A 20,095-nucleotide genomic window follows, 5' to 3' on the forward strand; every position below is an offset into this window, starting at 1 on the left:
GAGCCAGCTTCTTACTACCAGGAGCCAGCCCCCTCCTACCAAGAACCCGCCCCCTCCTACTCAGAACCCGCGCCGGCTTACGAACAGCCTGCGTCCTATTCTCCCGAACCCGCTCCGGCTCCAAACGTGCAAGAATCTAATAATGCCCCCCTACCGATTGATGGGATTGAATAAATTTCTGGGGTTTTTGCGCGATCGCCATTCCAATCACCATTGCTGGGGGACAATAGGAACTAGACCTTCAGAAATTGTTGGCGCTTTTCTCGTCTAGTTCCCCTGCATACTGCCATTCTTCCCATGTTGAACGCCGTGAGCCATTCCTCCTACAAACTGCTGCTAATCGATGAAGACCCTATTTTCCTCCTGGGTCTCGCCACCCTGTGCGAACAGTTTCCCGATTTGCAAGTGGTCGATCGCGTCACTGACAGCAGCACTGCCTTTGCGTCCCTCGCCCGGGAAACCCCGGCTGAGCCTCCCGCCGCCTCTCCCCCCCAACCTCCCATCCACTTGGTGGTTTTAGACTTGCACTTGGGTCCAGGGGATGCCGACTCCCTAGATGCCCCCACCTGCATTCAACAGCTCCAAGAACTCTCTCCCCAACTCCCTATATTGCTGCTCAGTGGTTGGCCGGACCCCGATGCCTTCCGTCTGGCGTATCGTCCCAATGTGAAAGGATACTGCACCAAGGGCATCGCCGGTGCGGAACTGATTCGCGCCATTCGCACGGTGGCGGCGGGCAACAGCTATTGGGAGGTGGAACCCCCCGCTACGCCCAGTTCCCCGGGCATCATCGCCCGCTGGCTTGATGAAATAGGTCGCTCGGGAGTGCAGCAAATCGAAGCGGAAATGGCTCAGGTGCAAGCTTCGGTGCAACACCCGCAACTCTCGCAGTTGGACCGCCTTTTTCTGGAAGGACGACAACGGGAATTGCTCGCGGCCCGTTGGATGGTGAATCAACTTTTCGCCCCGTCGATGCGCCTCGGAAAGCGCAAACTCTATCCCCGTGGGTTTCAGGGGATCCGCCGTCACCTGGAGGACAAGCAGAAAACTACCGGGATCCGGCACCTTTCCCCGCGACAAGATGCCCCCCGCCGAGGCGGCGATCGCCCTCCGGTTAGGGTCCACAATGGCGAATTGCTTCCCGCCGCACAGGCCCCCCTCGAAGCTATCGATTTGCAGGCGCGCTTATTTAATGCCACGGAAGCTAAAATCGATTCGCCTCTATTAAACCGCACCGGAAAGGTGATGGAAATTGATATTTTGCACCGCGACAAAAAGCAAGAATTGCTTTATACTGTGGTGCGCCAATTTGAAGAAGTGCTCGGTCAACTGCGCTATTCTCAAGTTCAGGCCGATCGCCTTGCACCTAAACGCGATCGCGTCTTGCTCGATCTGTGGGAAATGGCGATCGCCGAGTTTTTCGGCAAATATTATTCCCTCCATTTCGACACGCTTGCCTCCGAGGGGCAAACTTTCCCCCCCTTAGAGCTGGTGCCTATCTTGCTCGAAGATGCTTCGGTCATCCAAGGGGAAATTCTTTCCAAAATCCCCCTCACTCTGGATTTACTGGCCTATTTGCTATACAGAGTGCCGCTAACAATTGATAATCGCACTTACCCTCCCGAGAGTCCGGAAGCCATGCAGCGCGCCACAGTCTTGCTGGAAAACTTAATCCTGCAACTGGCCAATGCCGCCATCCAACCCCTGCTGAATCGATTTGCCGATGTGGAAGTGATTAAGCAGGATTTCTTCGATCGCGAATGGCTTTCTACTCGCGAAATCGAGCGCTTTCGCAATGACTTGTCCTGGAAATATCGCACGGAAAAAAACTGGCGGGAACCAAAAGCCATTTTTGAAAGTCAGTATCGCCTCTTGGTGTTGAGCGATCGCGGTACCATTGAAGAACTCTCCATTTACTCCCCGCGCGATCGCGAATTATCCCAACTTCGCGGCGGGCGTCTCCTCGTCACCTTGCTCCTGGAAACCCGCGACGCGATCGCCCCTCGCCTGCGCGGTTTGCTCCTCTCCCTAGGCAGTGGCGCACGCTATCTCCTGATTCAACTCGGTCGCGGAATCGGTTTAGTCGGTCGCGGCATTCTCCAAGGCATCGGCAATGCCCTGCAAGAAAGTCGCTTCGATAAAAACAAAAAAGAAGAGCAAAAATAAAATGAGTTGGTCATGGGTCATTTGTCAATGACCCATGACCAACGACCCATGACCATTAAACTTGTAATGGCAACTGCACCGTAAACTTGGTGCCCACCCCCACTTCACTCTCTACGCTTATCTTCCCTCCATGTAAATCCACACATTGCTTTACGATCGCCAATCCCAGACCGGTGCCGGAAATATTCCCCACATTCTTCGCTCGATGGAAAGTTTCAAACAATCGCTTTTGGTCTTCCGGGGGAATGCCAATCCCGCTATCGGAAATGCGGAAAATCGCCCAGTTTTCTGCTTCCTTCTCTTCTGACTCAGTAAGTTTCACTTCCACTTCAAATGCGATCGCACCCCCCTCGGGAGTATATTTTATCGCATTGGACAGCAAGTTTCCCAGAATATGCTCTAGTAACTTCCCGTCCATTTTCGCATCTTTCCTCTCCCCGGCGAAGCGAAATGCCAGTTTACTGTTCTTTTCTGCCGCCTTGGGTTCAAATTCTTCTACCAGATGCGCGCATACTTCCTCTAAATCGAACCGCTCCAGAGTTAAAGTAAGTTTGCCAGAATTCGCCCGTCCGATTAACAAGATTTCATCTAACAAATGCGTCAGTTTGTTGGTGCAGGTCTCGATCCGGTTGAAATGTTTTTGCTTTTTCTCTTCGGGCCACTTATACCCGTAAATTTTTAACATTTCCGCCGACATCAGAATCGAACTGAGGGGGTTGCGGAACTCGTGGGAGGTCATGGAAATAAACCGATTTTTGATTTCGTTGAGTTCCTTCTCTTTAGCGAGGGCGGTTCGCACTTCTGAGTCGGCTTGTTTGCGCCTAGTAATATCGCGACAGATGCAGACGATTGCGCCTTCATCAATCCAGTTGAGAGAGATTTCCAGGTCAAATGTAGCGCCATTGCGTCGTTTTGCCGTGACTTCACCTTGCCATTTTCCCTCTTGGACTAGCATCGGAAAAATCTCTCGTTCGATGCGATCGCTATCAGCAATTGAATACAGCACGCGCCAATTTTTTCCTAACAGTTCTGCGGCAGATTGATACCCAAATAGTTCCACCTGCGCCCGATTCACATAAATATACTCATTGTGTTCGTTGAGAATAGCAATCCCCTCGCTTGCCGACTCGATCGCGGCCAGTTGTTGCTGCACTTTCGCTTCGGCAATTTTGCCCTGGGTAATATCTCGTCCTTGGAAGATTAACATCACCGGATTTTCAAGATTATCCTCTAGGGGTCGAATGGAAAACTCCAGCATCACTCGCTGATTTTGCGCCGCGATCGCCTCGACTTCAGAGCGGATCGAACTGCCTTGGGCGGCGGCTTCTATGGCGCTTCGCAACTGGCTCTGAGTTTCGGGCAAATCGCTCCACCAAGGGGTTTCCCAAAGCCGGCGATCGAGCACGGAATCCAACGGAATTCCGCCCAATTCTAACGCGGTTTGATTGCATTCCAAAACCGTTCCCTGGGGAGACAGCAGTGCCATGAAATCCAACGTTTGATTGAAAATAGCGCGGCAACGACTTTCGCTTTCTTGCAGCGCCCGTTGCATTCGCTTGCGGAGATTAATATCCTCGATAGTTCCCAAAAAATAAAGCGGCTGTTGGTTGGCGTCGCGAATTATCGACACGGTGAGCTGAACCCAGACAATTTCGCCGGTTTTCTTCAGATATCGTTTTTCGATTTGGTAGTGAGGAATTTGGCCGCTTTCGAGTTGTTCTATTAGTTGCAAATCGAGATTCACATCGTCGGGGTGAGTGATATCTGGAAAGGCCAACTGTTTCAGTTCTGCTTCGCTATAGCCAAGCATCTGGCAGAAGCGATGGTTGAGTTTAAAAAAGCGATAGTTTAAATCCACCAGTGCCATGCCCAAGGGACCTTCTTGGAACACTTTGCGAAAGGGTTCTTCGTAGTCGAGTTGGCGGATATCCGCTTGGGTGGCAGTTTTTTGGCGCTTAGGTAATTGAGGGCGAGTTTCCCACTCCTGCTTCGCCAGTTGTTGTTTTGCCAGACGCGCCATAATCGTCTGTTTCAGTTCTGGTATGGTAAAGGGTTTGGTCAGATAATCTTCAGCGCCGAGGGTCATGCCCCGCCGCCAAGAGGCGCGATCGCTTTTTGCCGTTATAAAAATCACCGGGATTCTCGCGGTTGTCGGATCCGCCTTAAGAGTTTCCACCACTTGGAATCCGTCCAGCTTCGGGAGAATGACATCGCACAGAATCAAGTCTGGCAATTTCGCTTGCGCCAACAGCAACCCGATTTCACCGTTAGCCGCACTCACGGCTTCAAATCCTTCTGCTTTTAATAGGGCGAGAATGTTGCGACAAACTTGGGCTTCGTCTTCAATGACCAATATTTTTTGCATGGGAACTTCTCTAATTTTACGGCAGAACAGTCCACTTTTAACGCTTAGGTTAAGACTGGGTTAATATCCGCGATCGCCACGGCAACAATCGCGAGCGGTTCCCAGTCAACGGTATTTTACGCTACAGTTTATCTGCTGTTTCAGTGTCAGCTAACTCTACAATAATTAGGGGGGACTCGGAGATCCAGGGTATATGTTCCTAAGTATCATTACCGGCGTGTATGATGGGTATTTTCTTATTATAAGGAATGAGTGGGTTTGATGTCATCCCTCGGAGGGAAAAATTTCCGGCAAAACACTCTATTTTCGGCATTCAAGAAGCCACCCTGAGTGTATCGCGCGCTCCGATTGTCGAACGCCCAGTGATTTTCCGGAAACCGGGGGTAGAGTGGGGTGGGTGTCCCGGAACTCCTGGTTTATTCTAATAATAGCCATAGATTTTTTCTATAACCAGTTTTTTTCTATGCCTTGCCACGGTTTTATAGCAAGCGATCGCCAGTCTGGCACCTTCAGGGTCGGGAGTTATAGAAAATGCATTTTTAGTCAAAAAAAATAAATGGCGTAGCCGATAACTTAGAATTCATAAAAGTTATAGGCGACGCCCTCTGCCATCAATTGAATAGCATTGCAATAAATGCCCTTTATTCCCTTCGGAAGCCAAACAAAGGCAAGCGAACCGTCACCGTGGTACCGAGTCCCACTTCGCTAGTAAATAAAATCTCGCCGTGGTGTAAATCAACGCACTGCTTGACGATCGCTAATCCCAAGCCGATGCCGGGAATTTCCCCTACATTTTCCCCTCGGAAAAATAACTCGAACAGGTGGGAGACATCCTCCGAGGAAATCCCGATGCCTCGGTCTTGAATTTGGAAAATGGCCATTTCTGACGCAGGGTGACAGGTCACGTCAAAGCGCACCACACTGCCCACAGGAGAATATTTCACCGCATTGGAGAGCAGATTTCGCAAGATAAACCCCAGCAGGGTGACATCCAGGTGAGCCTCGCTACAATCGCCCTGTTGGATGAAGACAATCTCGCGATTGTTCCCTTCACTGTGGCGCAATTGAGCCACGAGTTCCTGACAAAATTGCCCTAAGTCCATCGGTTCGGGGTGGAAAGGCAAGCGCCCCGCCTCTGTTTGACTGAAAACCTGCACTGCTTCGAGGGTCTGATTCATCTGCTGCACCGCCCGTTCGATTTGCACCAGTTGTTCTGCTTTTGAGTTTTCGGGTAATTGGGCACTGTACAGTTGTAGCAGTCCGGTGGAGGATAAAATAGTGCTTAACGGAGTGCGTAACTCGTGGGCGAGGATGGACAAACATTGCCTTCTGAGCTGGTTGAGTTCTCGTTCTCGTTGCAGTTGAATGTCTACAATTTCTGCATCTGGCTGCTTGCGAAGTTTCCAGAATACTAAAACTGCCCCGTTAATTTCGCCGGTTTCGTGATAGATAGGACTGGCACTGTCGCCAATCGCAATTCGATCGCCGTTTCTGGCCACTAATGCGGTATTCTCTTCTAAGTAAACGATATTGCCCTCGCGCATCACTTGCCCGACTGGGTTTTCTATTGGGGTTGCGGTGATTTGATTCACCAGGGGCACAATATTGCCAAACCCTTGCCCTCTTGCTTCTGCTAAGGTCCATCCAGTCATCGCTTCAGCGGCGGGGTTCATAAATACCACTGACCCTTGGCGATCGGTTGCTATCACCCCATCCCCGATCGATCGCAACCACAATCCGTAGGGGGGTTGATTTTGTTTTAACGCCCGTTCTCGCTGGTGTTGCGCTAAAGCAACTTCAATCGCCACTCGCAAATTTTTCTCGGTAAAAGGTTTGATTAAATAACCATAAAGCGATGCATTTTTAGCCCGTTCGAAGGTGGATAGATCGTCAGAACCGGTAATAAAAACCACCGGGGTCTCGAAGCGATCGCCAATTTCCCTCGCGGCGGCGATGCCATCAATGTTGCCCGGTAAGATGATATCCATTAACACTAAGTCCGGCTGGGTTTCGCCAGTTTTCGCGATCGCCTCTTCCCCAGTCGCCACCGCCCCTGCGATCGTATAGCCTAAGTCTTCCAGTTGGAGAGCAATCAACTCTGCCATCAAGAGTTCATCCTCCACCACTAAGATTTTTCCTCTGGTCATGCCCGTCCCCTGAGTGTTTGTTCTAATTTGATGGAAATGCATTTTTCTATAATAAAGCAATTCACTCCTAGTGAGTGGCGAATTCACTCGGTTTTATAAAAGATTAACTCCTGGGCAGGGGTTAATTTTCCTTCCGGTTGCTGTAGATAGGGGTTGCCAGCGATAGACTCACTTATGCGAGGATTTCTTCGGAGAGAGACAAGGTTGTACTGCCACTTGACCTGGGATGGTTCCTCGTGGATAACAGAGAAATACACGAGGAACAACCGGGCGGGCAAGTCGGTATGAATTCCCGCATGCAGTGGTAAATTAAAGGGATTTTTTTGAGAGTTAGGTAAAGTATAAATATTGTGGATATTTTTTGCAAACTTGTCATTTATGGGTTGAAAAAACGTAAATTCATGTAAATTTAAGCCAATTTTTGACTAAATTTACTGATAAATACTGACCGATTCGGAAAGCTAAATCCTAGTAAATGGACATGCCCAGCCGCCTGGAGTGGGAAAGTGGCAAGCCCCCAAGACAGATGCCCTGCCAAGCTCTCACACCAAGGGGCATCGCGCAGAGGCAGGAAGAAGGATAAGGAAAAACCCGGAAAGCCAATCCGAAAATCTAATGACAAGGCCGCAGGGATGGTGATAAACTCATAACATACCTTAACACATTTTAATAAGAGGAGCTGGAACTCGCAGCCTACTCGCCAGGGGAGTCAAAACGCCATGCTAGAAGAAATCAAGCCTCGTTATGCCCGCTATATCCGCTTGCACGCCGACAAGGGAGATTCCTCCGTTGCCTCATTTTCTCAGCAGTGGGCCAAGCGCTATCTGAAAAACATCCAAGCGCGATCGCAGGCCACAAAAAATCCTGCTGATGAAGAGAGCGAAATGGATCCCCTGCGCCAGCGAGGGGCGATCGCCTATAACCTGCGGCAATGTCTGCGTCTAACCATTGCCCGCGCCTGGTCGCAGACGGAAATTGTCTTAGCCGAACCCTTGCAGCAACAGGGGATGGATGCCCCGGTTCTCAATTCCTGGGAAATTGCCGCGAAAGCTCATCAAATGTACGAAAAGGTCTTGCAAATGTATGCAGAGGGGCAAAGCCCGCAGCAAGTGGCAGGAACCCTAGGCCCGCAACTGGGCAAACTGCGCCAAGAATATATTACCCTCGATCCGTTGGCGCTCGGCTTTGTCAATCTTCATTGTTATTATACCGCCCGGTTGCTGACCCAGGAAGCCCCGGAGTCGGAGCAACTGCTGCTTGGCAGTTATTTTAAAGTGATTCAGGAATATCTGAATATGCCTTTGCAGCGCCTTTACGAAGCCGCCGGCGAAACGGAGTTAGATTCTGTGGCCTTGGGGGCGGTACAGCAGCTTTTGCTCGCTAGTCGAGACATCGCGCAGCAGGTGTGCGATCGCGCCATTGAATTATATCCCAAATATCGCAGCGCCAGCGGTTCTTTGGAAGATCCGCAGGTGAAAAATTCCAGCCTGCGGGATGTGGAAATGTTCTTGGTGTATTTGTGGGTTTGCGTTTTGGAAAACAGCATTGCCCCGGTGCAACAGGAGTTATTTCCCTTGTGCGTTATGCTTTATCCGCACTTGGGGGTCAAGTGGGATTTAGTGCGACAAATGCTGAATTTGTTAGGACAGCAATTGCGCGATCGCCTCAGTGACGAAGAATGCGCTTTGTTCGTCCCCTACCTACAGGCGATGTGGGAAATGTTCTCCCCGGCGGTATTCGAGCCACAATCCAAATGCGATTCTTTCGCTTTTGAATCCATCGAATCCCTGGGAAACTGGGTGGTGGGCTAACCACAGACACCCTGCTTACACCGAAACCGGCGCGAGTGCAAAAGACATCGGCGGGCTAGCCTTAGCCACCCGGCAGGCGGACTTTCCGGTGTTAAACGTTTAAATTGCATAGTTTAGCATTTTGACAACCGGGCGGGGGTCTTCCTTAACCCCAAGCCGTCGAGAGATAGCCTATCTTTTGTTGTAGATTTTAGGGAATTGACAAGCGACAACAGGGATAGAGCCGATAAATACCGTAAGTACCGTGGCCTGAATTTGAGAAAATAAATTAAGAAAATATGCAAATTAAATGAATAGTAATTCCCGGTGTCAATCCCCAGGGAGAAGAAGAGGGCGGGGGAGAGAACCGCGATCGCCCCTGGCAGATCCCTGGCATCAACCCACAGCATCGTACAATAGGAAAGACCATTGGCTGAAGATGACTTGAGGAGAACAACATGGCTTTACAACGTGGCGATCGCGGTATAGAAGTCCAGCAATTGCAAGAAAAACTAGAAAAACTCGCCTATAGTATTGGCCGTATAAACGGGGAATTCGACGAGCGCACCGAAGAACTGGTGAAAGCCTTTCAAGAAGAAAAAGGACTGAGCGTAGATGGTATCGTCGGACCGAATACGGGGGCTGTTCTCGATCGAGCCGTTGCCGAAATCACTCCCCCAGACCGGGAAGCCACCACCTCCCCCCCGAAAGTCAACCCCGCCGGCGACTTCATCCCAGACACCAACTGGCTCGACTGGTTAGTCGTTGCCAACGGGGGCGTGAATGCCCGCAGTGGCCCGGGGTTTGAGTTTCCCGTAGAGAGTTCCTTCCCCGAAAGAATCGTGCTGGGAGTCCAACCCGACTATACCAATCCCATACAATACGATAACACCGGCAAACCCTGGTTAGTGATTAATAACCGAGGAGCCGCCCAATTCGTGCGCGCCAATAATAAATTTATCGAGCCGAATTTTTCATCCTAAAGCGCAAAAAGCAAGCAAAACAATGTGCTAAAAAAAAGCCAACCCGCTATATAATCAAGGCGGCGGTGTCACTAACTCCGCACCCTGCATTGCGCCGTTGACCCACAAAAATTGGGGGTCATGCTTTCGGATAAAAAAGGCTTTCGCCCCAGGGAGAGGAAACCGATTCTGCATTGTTGGCGATCGCGTTTGGACAATTGTCAATTAAAACATCGCCCTGGTCATGGTTGGGCCGTTCCGGATCGACGCCCTACCCTGACCCCGGGGCTTTTTCTCGAAAACCAGCGCCAATGATTTAGCCCCCTGGCGGGAAGGATCCGTCGGGGGGTGTCGCTTTCCAGACTCCTCGGGGAATGAGAAATCCGAAGGAAACCCGGTGAAAAGGATGGAATTTGGTGGCCTCTGATATTAAAATATGTAAAGAAATTTACAAGGATAAGGCAGAATGCGGGTTGCGATCGCAGGTGCGGGATTGGCTGGAATGGCCTCCGCCATTGAACTAGCAGATGCGGGACACGAAGTGGAAATCTTCGAGTCTCGTTCCTTTGTCGGCGGTAAAGTCGGCAGTTGGGTTGACGCCGAAGGCAATCACGTGGAAATGGGATTGCACGTGTTCTTCGGCTGTTATTACAACCTGTTCGAGGTAATGAAAAAAGTCGGCGCATTCGAAAACTTGCGCCTCAAAGAACATACCCACACCTTTGTCAACGAAGGGGGCACTACCGGGGAATTAGATTTTCGCTTTATCACCGGTGCGCCATTCAATGGCTTAAAAGCCTTTTTCACCACCTCTCAACTTTCGGCAATCGATAAGCTGAGAAACGCGATCGCCCTGGGTACCAGTCCGCTGATTCGCGGTTTGGTAGACTTCGACGGCGCAATGAACACCATTCGCGCCCTCGATCGCATCAGTTTTGCCGACTGGTTTCGCCAGCATGGCGGTAGCGAGGGATCCCTGAAACAAATGTGGAACCCGATCGCCTATGCCCTCGGTTTCATCGATACCGAGCAAATTTCCGCCCGCTGCATGTTGACGATTTTTCAATTTTTTGCCGCTAAAACCGAAGCGTCAGTGCTGCGGATGCTGGAAGGTTCCCCGGATACCTACCTCCACCAACCGATCGTCAACTATCTCCAAGCGCGGGGCACCAAAATTCACACCCGACGCCGAGTGCGGCAAATTCTGTTTGACGAAAACAACGGCGAAACCCGCGTTAATGGGATTGTGGTGGCCCAAGGCGATCGCGAAGAAACCATCACCGCCGATGCATACCTGTTTGCTTGTGATGTCCCTGGCATTAAAAAAGTGCTGCCCCCAGCGTGGCGCAAATGGCCGGAATTTGATAATATCTACCAACTCGATACGGTTCCCGTGGCCACGGTGCAACTGCGCTTTGATGGCTGGGTGACGGAATTGCACGATGCTGAAAAGCGCCGCCAATTGCAAACCGCTGCCGGTCTGGATAATCTCCTTTATACCCCGGATGCGGATTTTTCTTGTTTTGCCGATTTGGCTTTAACCTCGCCGGGGGATTACTATCGGCAAGGGGAGGGGTCTTTGATGCAGTTGGTGCTGACGCCGGGAGACCCGTTTGTTAAGCAAAGCAATGAAGCGATCGCCCACCATGTTTTGGAACAAGTGCGCGCGTTATTCCCCTCGGCGCGCGACCTGAATATGACCTGGTACAGTGTGGTGAAATTGGCCCAGTCTCTTTATCGCGAAGCCCCGGGCATGGATCCCTATCGTCCAGGGCAAAAAACCCCGGTGGCTAATTTCTTCCTCGCCGGTAGTTACACTCAACAAGATTATATCGACAGCATGGAAGGAGCAACGCTTTCCGGGCGTCAAGCCGCTACTGCTATTTTAGAGTATGCCGCAACTCTGGCGGATACTCCCCAGGCGATCGCCCTCGGTTAATCCAGGGTTGCGCGATCGATGCTTCGGCAATTTCCAGGGTCGGCGGGGCGATCGCCCTCCCGACTCTGACCTCAAATCTCAAGGTTGAAAAATTCCGAATAATAATATGACAGATTGGTTAGAACATAGCGTGTTGGTTGAAGTTAATACCCCCATCGACCATGTGTGGAATCTCTGGTCGGATTTAGAACAAATGCCCTGCTGGATGAAGTGGATCGAATCGGTTCACGTCTTAGAAGACAATCCGGATTTATCCCGCTGGAAACTCGCCTCGGGGGGATTTGAGTTTAGCTGGCTTTCGCGCATTTTAAATCTCATTCCCCACCAAATTATTCAGTGGGAATCTGTGGATGGCTTACCCAACAAAGGGGCGGTTCGCTTCTACGATCGCCACGAAAAAGGCAGTATCGTTAAGCTTACCATCGCCTATGCCATTCCCGGCGTTTTGGGCAAAATTATGGATAATTTGTTTTTGGGGCGGATTGTGGAATCAACTATTCAAGCCGATTTAGAGCGATTCCGACAATATGCGATCGCTTCCTATTCCCCAGAATAATATCTCATCATTAGTCATTGGTCAATACTCAATAGTCATTGGTCAATGACCAATGAAAAACCACCAATGACCAATGACAAACGACCAATGACAAACGACAAAGGCTGATTTTTTTACCATGTCGGGTCTACATAGATATTAACTGAAATTTGCTCTTTTCCGGCGGGTACGCCGCTAATGCAAGAGCAAATTGTTTCTTCGCCGTCAATTTCGACTTCGCATGCATGACAAGACCCCATCAAACAGCCGGTGGGAATCGTGACGCCGGCGCGTTTTGCCACTTGGAGCAACGGTTCGCCGACTTCAGCTTCTACGGTCACTTCATCGGGCAAAAATAGAATTTGTACGCTCATCGTTGTTGGGTTTGGTGTCGGTTGTACTTGGCAATTTTAGGAGATATTGAGGGAATCATCAAGCAGGGTGCTCGATGACGATAAACCCTCATAAAAACGGTTTTAAATCCACATATTCTTCCACTACATTCGCAATAGAATCGAGCATGGCGTCGCGTTGTTCGCGATAGTTGGCGATGCCGGTGGGGAGGGCCTGCAAACCCCGTTGATTTCGCAGACGATTTAACCAGGCACGTCGCCAAGGGCCGTTATCAAAGATGCCGTGAAGGTAACAGCCCCACACGGATTGATATTCATCCACCATTCCCAAGTTAGCATCTTCAAACAAGGGTTTAGTGTTGGGAAGGGATTCCCGTGGATGTCTCTCCCGCCCTTGAGAGCGCCCCTGATGAATTTCATAGCCATACACGGGCAAACCGGGGGTGGGATAATTGGATGTCACCACTCGTTGGCGGGAAATTTTATTGCCGGTAATTAGGGTTTTGATGGGCAATAAATTTAAGCCTTCGTAGCGTCCTGCTTTGCCTTCTATGCCTTCTGGATCGGCGATCGCTTCGCCAAGCATTTGAAAGCCACCGCAAATGCCTAAAATGGTACCGCCGGCGGTGACGTAGTTTTGCAGTTCTTCTTCCATGCCGCTTTGTTTGAGGACGAGCAAATCGGCGATCGTGGTTTTAGAACCGGGAATAATCACGGCATCGGGGTAGCCTAAAGATTGTTTGGGATTAATATATTTTACCGTAACGCTGGCTTCGGCTTCGAGGGGGTCGAAATCGGTAAAGTTAGAAATTCTGGGTAAGCGAATGACGGCGATGGTGAGTTCGCTGTCGGTTTTGCGCGATCGCCGCTCTAATAAGCTGAGGGAATCTTCGGCGGGAAATGCATCTTCTACCCAGGGAATGACGCCGACTACGGGAATGCCGGTGTATTCTTCTAGCCAGGTAATGCCAGAGTCGAGCAGCGATCGCTGTCCGCGAAATTTGTTGATTGCAATGCCGCGAATTAAGGAGCGTTCTTCCGGATCGAGCAATTCCAAGGTGCCCACCACATGAGCAAACGCCCCACCGCGATCGATATCCACCACCAGCAGGGTAGGAGCACGAAGGTATTTGGCGATTCGCATGTTAGTCAAATCGCGATGCTTGAGGTTAATTTCGGCGGGACTCCCGGCCCCTTCACAGACGATCGCATCGAATTCTGCCTTTAAACTCTCCAAGCATTCGGTGATAGTTTGCCACCCGATATCAAAAAATTTTTTGTAATATTCTTGGGCGTTAACTTTCCCTTCGGGTTTCCCTTTCAAAATCACTTGGGAGGTCATGTCCCCTTGGGGTTTGAGCAATATAGGGTTCATTTCCACTTCTGGAAGAATACCCGCCGCCCACGCTTGTACCGCTTGAGCGTAACCAATTTCGCCGCCACTGGCAGTTACGTAGGCATTTAATGCCATGTTTTGTCCTTTAAAGGGAGCTACACGCACGCCTCGCCGGGACAGAATGCGACAAATCGCAGTGGCGATTAAAGATTTTCCGGCGTGGGATGTGGTGCCCACAACCATTATGGCTTTCATTTGAGGTTTATAAAGATGACTTTAGGTTTGACAATGGAAAGTTGGGAAGCGCGCTTTCTTCCAGTGTTGATGGGTTGGGAACCTCCTGCTTTTTTTTGCGGTGTGGTTTGGGGGTTAAACGGGCAGTTTTAATCGGCGATTTAAGAAGTTATAAAGGCGATCGCCAAGTGTAGGTGCGGGAATTTCGCCCCCGGCGTTTTCCCATTTTTCCACAATCTTACGCCCCAACGGCGTGAGGCGAAAACTATCGGTTATCCCTTGCCCGTCTACTTCCCGTCGCAGCAATCCCACTTGAATCAGCCAGATGAGTTCGGTTTCGGCGGCGAGTTCGGTGAGGGGCGATCGCCTGTAGTGCTTCTCGCGCCCGGATTTGCCTGCGATCGCGTGGATGGGCACGCTTTGACCCCGCATGGTGGCAAATAACCGCAGATGAAAGGGGGCACAGCGCATCGCCCGTTCTGCCCGTTGGATGGTGCCCTGGGGATATTGAATCGAGTGGGTTTCGGGGGGGTGAATTGTTTTCATAAAAAATGTTCGCTTTTATCGTTTTTCGCTTCGATGAACTCCGCCGCAAAATCCGGGCTTTTCGCCACTGAATGAGTGGTTTTTATTTTAATCTGGATTCGATTTTATCCTCAAGTCGGTCTGGATTTCCATCGGGTTGTCACTCTGGGATGCGAATTTTGCGGCCAATTTTTTATCGGGGCTTGACAAATGAAAGGAAATGTGGTAATAAAACAGGGTGGCAGGATGACCATTGCGATCGTCAATCCGCGATCGCCGCCTTAGCAACTATTCGGAAGGCAAATCGCCGAAGCGATCGCGATACTGTCGCAACATCGCCTCCATCTGTTCGGCGCGATCTTCTGCCTCCTGAGCGCGAGTGCGTTCTCGTTCGGCGCGAGCTTCTGCCTCCTGAGCGCGAGTGCGTTCTCGTTCGGCAAGTTCCTGCGCCTCCAGCACTTCCTGGGTTTTCTGTCGCACTGCACTCGCCAATTCATCGGGAATCAACAACTTTTCACCAGTATCCTCCCGATAAAAGCCAATTAATTTTCCCTCAATCGCCAACCGCAGTTGCAAAACATTGCTCCGACTATCGAAAATCGGGAAATAACGCCCTTCCAGCAGTTGATATCCCCGTAACTGTTCCGATATCCACTCCCCTTTCGGGTCAAATAACCAATATTCCTGCACCTCCAATTGTTCGTAGAGCGTTTTCTTAAACGCCAGGTCTTCCCCTTGAGTGGATTTTGAGGTCATTTCAAAAATCACTTTCGGCACCTGACCTTCTTCCCAGATTTTGTAATTATCTCGTCCCCCCGGTTCCACGTCAAAAATGACCATCACATCCGGGGCAACCCGCATCCGGGGAAAGCCCTCATTGTAGTAAAGAAACTGGTCGGCTAACACCGTGACCCGACAACCGGATAAATGTTGTTTGAGAACTTCTAGGGTCGTCAGGATTGCATAGAGATGGTCGTAAGTTTCCGCCAATGGTTTTCCGTCCGAACTGGGATAATAAACTTCAGTTTTTTCGGGATTGGGTGAAATGGCAGTCATGGTATTTTTATAAAGCTGCACTGATTTAATTGTAGAATTTATTCCCTCAATTGACAAGAGGATTTCGCCCCGATATAGGCAGAGTTCAAAGCCGATGCGCGCCCTAGGGAGTCAGCAGTTTGGCGAGCGTAATTTGCCTAGAGAGAAGCGAAACAAATCCAGGGGAATGAGTACATAAACCGGGAGTTGCTTCCCAGGGAACCCCCGAGGGGAACTCCCGTGGGGAGAGGGCGGGTGTATAATAATTTTTGATGGATGGGATAAAATAACTCACGGTAACGCGCCACGAGAAGCATTGGCACACAGCTCGCCAACCTGGTAAGATTTTTGCAGGCTAATTGATAAAAATGTTGCAGTTATGACCTTACCTGTTGGCACTGCTGCCCCAGCATTTACCGCCAGAGACACCCACGGCAATATCGTGAAACTCTCGGACTTTCCCGGCAAAACCCTCGTGTTGTACTTTTACCCAAAAGACGATACCTCAGGCTGTACCAAAGAAGCCTGTAGCTTCCGCGACTCCTACCGCCAATTCCAAAATCAAAATATCGCCATTCTCGGCGTGAGTCGAGATGATGAAGTCTCTCACCAAAACTTTACCCGCAAACACAATTTGCCATTTCCGTTGTTAGCCGACGTGGATGGATCCATCGCGAAGGCTTACAACGTGCAAAAGGGAGACAAAGCAAAGCGAGTCACCTATGTCATCGACTCTCTGGGCAGAATTGCCCAAGTTTATGAAGGGGAAAATCTCAATACTGCAACCCACGGCGCGGATATTTTAGCCACATTACGCTGAAAAGCCGTTCCGAATCTGTTAAGATTTGTTATCGAGCATTAAAATTGATGAGGAAAGCGCATCTATGACACTAGCTCAGGGCACAATGGCTCCCGATTTTACCACCAAAGACACCAACGGCGAAACCGTTAAACTGTCAGACTTTCGGGGCAAAACCGTCGTCTTGTATTTTTACCCCAAAGACGACACTCCGGGTTGCACGAAGGAAGCCCAAGGATTTCGGGATGCCTATTCCGAGTATCAAGACAAAGAAATGGTGGTACTTGGGGTTAGCCGCGACGATGAAGCCTCCCATAAAATGTTCGCCGAAAAATACGGTTTGCCTTTCAAACTCTTAGCCGATGTGGATGGTTCGATTACTCAAGCTTATGATGCAGATGGCGGCGGCTATTCTAAGCGCGTCACCTATATTATCGACAGCGAAGGAAAAATTGCGCGCGTTTACGATAAAGTCGATACTAGCTCCCACGCGAAAGACATTTTGCAGGCAATGAGCTAACTTGTTTTAATCTGCACTATCGGCGGTGAATAATTTCTCCAAACATTCCCTCCGATGTGCGAATTAGCTTCACGAAAACCCATACACTCTCGTCAACCCGTACTGGTTTCAGTACGGGTTTTTTTTGGGTATAAATTTATCTGAGTTGAACAAAGCACCCTAGAAGGGTAAAAAATAAATACGGACAGAGCTGCTTCTACGCGGGCTAATTTAAAACCGCTTGAGGATTATACCCCGTTTCAACAAGAATCAGAGTCGTTGCAGGAGATTGCCCGTTTCTTACCAGGCGCACAGGATAATCCCGAGATGATAATAGGGAGAATGGGGGGTATATGTTAACCCAGGGGACGGAAAAAAACGGATTGGCAATCCAGGTCATGTTTCCCCCATGCGCCACTTTAAAAGGTGACACAACCCGAGGGCGATCGCCTCAATTATTCCGGATGATATCGGCCATGTCAAGTATCTGACTGTTATGGCAGAAGGAAAAATCCTTTGCCTGCATCTGTAGGCGATCGCGCCTAACGTGAATTGGGCTAATTCCGATCCAGAAAACTATTCTAACTTGTCACAACACAACAATGCAACAACTAACCTTCAACACCCCCAACTTCACCGATCCGCCGCGCGGTTTTGGCCAACTGTGGATCGCCGAAACCACCAAAATCAAACTCAAACCCGAAAACTCCTCCCAATTGACCGCGCAACAACAAGCCGAAATCCAGAAAGGAGAAACCTTTCTAATTACCGGTTATGCATGCGTTGCCAATCATTTTCGCGTCACCTTAGCCCAAGAAATCCCCGGCTTTGGCAACACCGGATATCTCTACCACCGACACGTTCAACTCAAAAAAGATGGCGAATTAATCTCCTACGATCCTTACGCCCTCAACCTCACCATTCTCAACACCACCCCCTTCAAAAAAAGACCCATTAACTCCACCAAACTCAAACCGGAAGAACGATTCACCCTGAATGCCGGTACTATCTATGGGATTTCCAGCTATGCAATGGAAGCGGGGCATCTGAAAGTCGCTTTAACCGAAAACCTACCAAACTTTGGCAATACCGGTTATCTGTTTCCCGATTTTGTGCAACTCAATCGCGGAACCACACCCATCAATACCGCTTTTGGCTTATCTTACCTCGGACCAAAAGAAGTATTGGTCAAGCAACCCACAACCCTAAAAGGCACCTACAATCCCGAGAAAATTGCCACCGTCAGCGTGGTTGCGGAGGATAAATATCCCTTACCTGTCCAAGTCGATTCCGCCACAGGCACTTGGAAAATCGACATGAAAAACGGGTTTAGCGGGGAAGGAATTCGCTGGTTGCGGTTGCGAGGAACTGACAAAAACGGGCAAACTATCGGGTCTGAAGTGATTTACATTACCGTCAGTACCGATCCGCTCACGGTGGGCGAATCCTTGCGCTTAACCATCGATCGCGATACCTTGTTTAAAGTCGCCCCCCTCGATTCGTCCAGTCTCGAATCCGGCCAAAAAACTTTGGTGAAAGCAGGAACCACCTATCAGGTGAATCGATATGGATTCCTCGACGGTCACTTAAAAGTTAGTTTAGAATCAGAGATTCCCGGACTCGGTGATTTTGGCTATTTTTATGAAGGGCATGTCACCCTCAGCAAAGGTAACAAAGTCTTCAATTTCGAGCTAGAAGATGTGCCTACTGCTCAAGTCGGTGCCCAATTGCTTGTCACCAAAACTACATTAATTAAAGCCAAACCGGTGGATTCTTCCACGCTGACCGATAATTTAAAAGCCGAGTTACCCCTGGGCAAAACTTTGGGCGTTACCGGTTATGCTTGCACGGCGGGACATTTTCGGGTAACGTTAAGCGAATCGATTCCCGGATTTGGTAATGTGGGTTATCTGTATTGGCAACACGTTCAAATCAAAAAAGATGGGGATGTGATTCCCTATGACCCGGATGCTTTAACCGCGACGATTCGCGAAACCACGGTGTTTAAGAAAAAACCTGTCAGTGCATCGGACTTGAAGGGGACGGAAAAAGTAACTTTGCCTTTAGGTCGGGTGTATGGTGTGGCGAGTTACGCGATCGAAGATAACCATATCAAAGCCGCACTTACGGAAGAGTTTCCCAAGTTTGGGAATACGGGATATTTGTTCCCCAACCATATTAAAATGCAGCGCGGCGGTCGGAGTTTCGATCCGGTTCCCAACCAAATCGAATTGAATGTGCCTTATTTTTCGCAGCGGGATAATCCGCGTTACAGTTGGTCTACCTGTAACGTGACTTCGATCGCAATGGTCTTTTATTACTATGGGGTGCGATCGCGATCGGGCGGTCAGTTAGAAGACGAACTGTTGCAATGGTGCATTAACTACGGCGGCGTCGGGTCGCAAACGAATCACAGCGTCCTCTCGGCGATGATTCGCGAGTATGACTTCAAACATCGATTTATCACTACCAGTCATTGGTCTGATGTCAAAAACGAACTGATTAATCGTCGTCCGGTGGTGATTGCCGGCTACTTCACCGCCACCGGACATATTGTGACGATTATCGGTTACAATCGACAAGGCTTTATCGTGCAAGATCCTTGGGGAGATGCCCTCACCGGTTACAGCTATACCGAAGGTCGGAAGTTGCTTTATCCCTACAGTTATATGGATCGCGTTTGCGGTCCGAATGGCAATATTTGGATTCATACCATCCAGCCGTAAATTGCCTTGTCCTGGGGATGAATTAATCTTCAGATGACGGATGGTTCTCTATCTGTAAATTTAGCCCGCGCAAGTGGGCTATTTTTTCTTTGATGAAGGACTCGGATTTGAGGTCGATGGTGCTGGCTATTTTGGAATCGCTATACAGGGTCATGGTTTTATATCGCAATTCGCCGGTTTTGGGGTCGGGTTTGATGGGAAATTTGCTCATAATGAATTTTTTCAGGGCTTCGCGATCCTCTATGTGGGGAACTGCAAGCCGGAACAAATTACCTTCGTGCGGTTTGAGGTCGGGTATCTGGAAATTGAGCGCATGGGCTGCACTTTCTGCCCCAAGTTTGCTACAGGTGAAAATAGATTGCACGATTGAGGATTGAAGGGGTAACTTTGGGTCGATATCTGACTTTTTGTGCGAGTTAGTTTTGGGTTCAGTTAAAATTTTCATTATGCTCCTGGGGTTAATCGGGGGGTCAAGTGTTCTGTGCTGTGAATCTTGCCATTGGCGGTTGTTTCTTGGCGGTGATGTTCCCTGCACCCCATCAGCCCTTGCAGTCGTTGTGGGTGAGGGTGACTCCTCACGGGAGTTGAGGGAGAGTGGTTTGTGCGGATTACTTTATTGTTCGCAACCCGATCGCCTGTTTTACGGCGCGCGACCAGAACTTTAACAAAACTTTATAAAACCGG

Annotated in this window: 15 protein-coding genes; 8 read left to right on the forward strand and 7 right to left on the reverse strand. The window is 49.8% G+C overall.

Going from position 1 to position 20,095, the window contains the following annotated elements; translation table 11 throughout:
* Positions 1-297 precede the first annotated feature (297 nt).
* Positions 298-2,166 carry a DUF3685 domain-containing protein gene (locus LKK83_RS22515; RefSeq protein ID WP_324633611.1) on the forward strand — a complete coding sequence of 623 codons (1,869 nt, stop codon included), beginning with the start codon at positions 298-300 and terminating at the stop codon, positions 2,164-2,166.
* A gap of 55 nt (positions 2,167-2,221) precedes the next feature.
* On the opposite strand, the gene LKK83_RS22520 is transcribed toward LKK83_RS22515, so the two are convergent.
* Both LKK83_RS22520 and LKK83_RS22525 read right to left on the reverse strand, forming a co-directional pair.
* Positions 2,222-4,531 carry a hybrid sensor histidine kinase/response regulator gene (locus LKK83_RS22520; RefSeq protein ID WP_324633612.1) on the reverse strand — a complete coding sequence of 770 codons (2,310 nt, stop codon included), beginning with the start codon at positions 4,529-4,531 and terminating at the stop codon, positions 2,222-2,224.
* A 641-nt stretch (positions 4,532-5,172) separates the two neighbouring features.
* Positions 5,173-6,678 carry a hybrid sensor histidine kinase/response regulator gene (locus tag LKK83_RS22525; RefSeq protein WP_324633613.1) on the reverse strand — a complete coding sequence of 502 codons (1,506 nt, stop codon included), beginning with the start codon at positions 6,676-6,678 and terminating at the stop codon, positions 5,173-5,175.
* Between the two features lie 719 nt (positions 6,679-7,397).
* Between LKK83_RS22525 and LKK83_RS22530 the strand changes: the two genes are divergently transcribed.
* The 4 genes from LKK83_RS22530 to LKK83_RS22545 all read left to right on the forward strand — a co-directional run bounded on the left by LKK83_RS22530 (position 7,398) and on the right by LKK83_RS22545 (position 11,925).
* Positions 7,398-8,489, forward strand: coding sequence for a hypothetical protein (locus tag LKK83_RS22530; RefSeq protein WP_324633615.1), 1,092 nt, complete (start codon positions 7,398-7,400; stop codon positions 8,487-8,489).
* Positions 8,490-8,926: 437 nt separating this feature from the next.
* Positions 8,927-9,451 (forward strand): peptidoglycan-binding domain-containing protein, encoded by a 525-nt coding sequence (locus tag LKK83_RS22535; RefSeq protein ID WP_324633617.1) that lies wholly within the window; start codon positions 8,927-8,929, stop codon positions 9,449-9,451.
* A gap of 445 nt (positions 9,452-9,896) precedes the next feature.
* Positions 9,897-11,369, forward strand: a complete 1,473-nt coding sequence (gene zds / locus LKK83_RS22540; protein ID WP_324633618.1) for a 9,9'-di-cis-zeta-carotene desaturase — start codon at positions 9,897-9,899, stop codon at positions 11,367-11,369.
* 106 nt (positions 11,370-11,475) lie between these two features.
* A complete protein-coding gene (locus tag LKK83_RS22545) occupies positions 11,476-11,925 on the forward strand; it encodes an SRPBCC family protein (protein ID WP_324633619.1) in 450 nt (149 codons plus the stop codon).
* 113 nt (positions 11,926-12,038) lie between these two features.
* Here LKK83_RS22545 and LKK83_RS22550 read toward each other — a convergent pair whose 3' ends face one another.
* From LKK83_RS22550 to LKK83_RS22565, 4 genes are all read right to left on the reverse strand, one after another.
* The gene (locus LKK83_RS22550) at positions 12,039-12,278 is read right to left on the reverse strand and encodes a 2Fe-2S iron-sulfur cluster-binding protein (protein ID WP_324633621.1); all 240 of its coding nucleotides are present in this window, start codon (positions 12,276-12,278) and stop codon (positions 12,039-12,041) included.
* Positions 12,279-12,366: 88 nt separating this feature from the next.
* Positions 12,367-13,848, reverse strand: a complete 1,482-nt coding sequence (cobQ, locus tag LKK83_RS22555) for a cobyric acid synthase CobQ (RefSeq protein ID WP_324633623.1) — start codon at positions 13,846-13,848, stop codon at positions 12,367-12,369.
* Between the two features lie 114 nt (positions 13,849-13,962).
* Positions 13,963-14,373 carry an Npun_F0494 family protein gene (locus tag LKK83_RS22560; RefSeq protein WP_324633624.1) on the reverse strand — a complete coding sequence of 137 codons (411 nt, stop codon included), beginning with the start codon at positions 14,371-14,373 and terminating at the stop codon, positions 13,963-13,965.
* 267 nt (positions 14,374-14,640) lie between these two features.
* Positions 14,641-15,408: a Uma2 family endonuclease gene (locus LKK83_RS22565; RefSeq protein ID WP_324633625.1), complete on the reverse strand. Its 768-nt coding sequence runs from the start codon at positions 15,406-15,408 to the stop codon at positions 14,641-14,643.
* 358 nt (positions 15,409-15,766) lie between these two features.
* On the opposite strand from LKK83_RS22565, the gene LKK83_RS22570 reads away from it, so the two are divergent.
* From LKK83_RS22570 to LKK83_RS22580, 3 genes are all read left to right on the forward strand, one after another.
* Positions 15,767-16,207, forward strand: coding sequence for a peroxiredoxin (locus tag LKK83_RS22570; RefSeq protein ID WP_324633627.1), 441 nt, complete (start codon positions 15,767-15,769; stop codon positions 16,205-16,207).
* A 64-nt stretch (positions 16,208-16,271) separates the two neighbouring features.
* A complete protein-coding gene (locus tag LKK83_RS22575; RefSeq protein WP_324633629.1) occupies positions 16,272-16,706 on the forward strand; it encodes a peroxiredoxin in 435 nt (144 codons plus the stop codon).
* Positions 16,707-17,287: 581 nt separating this feature from the next.
* Positions 17,288-19,411 (forward strand): C39 family peptidase, encoded by a 2,124-nt coding sequence (locus LKK83_RS22580; protein ID WP_324633630.1) that lies wholly within the window; start codon positions 17,288-17,290, stop codon positions 19,409-19,411.
* 22 nt (positions 19,412-19,433) lie between these two features.
* Here the strand turns inward: LKK83_RS22580 and LKK83_RS22585 are convergent, their stop codons facing one another.
* On the reverse strand, positions 19,434-19,856 hold the full coding sequence (locus tag LKK83_RS22585; RefSeq protein ID WP_324633631.1) for a hypothetical protein: 423 nt from the start codon (positions 19,854-19,856) through the stop codon (positions 19,434-19,436).
* Positions 19,857-20,095 lie beyond the last annotated feature (239 nt).

Origin of the sequence: Phormidium sp. CCY1219, from assembly GCF_035615515.1 — a bacterium.
Taxonomy (GTDB): Bacteria; Cyanobacteriota; Cyanobacteriia; order Cyanobacteriales; family Laspinemataceae; genus CCY1219.